The organism is Mycolicibacterium elephantis DSM 44368 (assembly GCF_004014805.1).
Taxonomy (GTDB): Bacteria; Actinomycetota; Actinomycetes; order Mycobacteriales; family Mycobacteriaceae; genus Mycobacterium; species Mycobacterium elephantis.
Window position 1 is genome coordinate 1 of record NZ_ATDN01000057.1, and the last position, 1436, is coordinate 1436.

General features: G+C 64.2%; 1 protein-coding gene. It reads right to left on the reverse strand.

Annotated elements, in window-relative coordinates; all coding sequences use genetic code 11:
* Positions 1-17: 17 nt before the first annotated feature.
* Positions 18-1223, reverse strand: a complete 1206-nt coding sequence (locus MELE44368_RS23780; protein ID WP_128110748.1) for an IS110 family RNA-guided transposase — start codon at positions 1221-1223, stop codon at positions 18-20.
* Between the last annotated feature and the right edge of the window lie 213 nt (positions 1224-1436).

The following is a 1436-nucleotide window of genomic DNA, read 5'->3' on the forward strand; positions in this document are numbered from 1 at the left end:
TGATGCTCCTATTGATGTCAAGCGATTTGGAGCCAGGTTCTGTAGGTTTCAGCGAAGATGTCGTCGCGTTGTAGTCCGCGTTCGATACGGGAGATCACAGTGGGCCAGACGCCGAAGTGGTTCGCAGCAGCGGTGACGGTGATGTTCTTGGCTTGCCGTACCGAGCGTAGGTCGGCGTACTCGGGCACCGCGACCTGGCGGGTCAACAGTTTAAAGATTTCCCGGGCGATCGCCCGTTTGAGTTTTCGCAGCACTTCCATCTTGCTCTTGCTGTCGCCGTTGCGCAGTTGACGCTGCGCGTAGTCCTTGGTCGGCTGATGGTGCGACAGGCGCACCAACGCGATGCGATGCAACGCATTATTGGCGGCCCGGTCGCCGCCGCGGGAGAGCCGATGTCGGGTGGTCTTGCCTGAGGACGCGGGCACCGGCGCCACGCCACACAGCGCGGCGAATGCGGCTTCACTGTGCAGGCGGTGCGGGTTGACACCAGCTGTGATCAGCAGCTGGGCGGCGGTGTCGGCGCCGACACCGTAGGCCGCCCGCAGCCCGGGATTGGCCGCTGTCACGACGGCGTCGATCTGGGTTTCGAGAGCCTCGGCTTGGGACTCGAGGAACTGCACGCGTTGGGCGAGGATCTTGGCTGCGGTGAGCATCGACTGCGCCCACGGATCTGTCAGCGTATCGGGGCGGCAGCGGGCGAGCGCATCGATCAACTTCAATACCGTTAGGCCACGGTACTTTTCACGCACAACATCAGGCGCGGACACCAGCATAGCTTTGATCTGGTTGATCACCGCGGTGCGGTGCTTGACCGCTGAGCGGCGAGCAAGGTGCAGCGCACGCAACCCGGCGGTCGCATCGTCCTTCGGGGCAGCCAGTCCCTCGCCGGCCAACGCGGTGCGGGCAGCGCTGTAAGCGTCGAGCGGATCAGACTTGCCCTTGAGTCGGCGGGTCGACTTGACCGCACGGGTTACCTCAACGACCTCGAAACCCTTGGCGGTCAGTGCGCGGGTGAACCCAGCACCGTAGCTGGCGGTGCCCTCCACGCCGATCCGCTCGACCTGTCCCAACGAGGTCAGAAATCGGATGGCCGCGGCGTAACCGGCGCGGGTGGTCGGGAACTCCTGGTCGCCGATCAACGCACCGGTCGTCGAGATCGCTGCGACGTGGATGGTGTCGACGTGTGTGTCCGCGCCGGCGACGATGCGCTCGGTTTCTGTCACTATGGTGATGTCCCTTCTGACTGGCGTTGGGCGGGGCGCACACCGGCCAGGGCGGGCAGACAAGACATTGATGAGGAACGGCCAGGCTCCTGATTAGGTCATGTCCGTCCTGTCCGGCGTGAACAAGACGCGCACCACGCAGGCCGGACAGATCAAGTGATGGACAACCCAGCAGGGCGTCAGTCGGACCCAGAGTCACGACCTGCGCGGTAA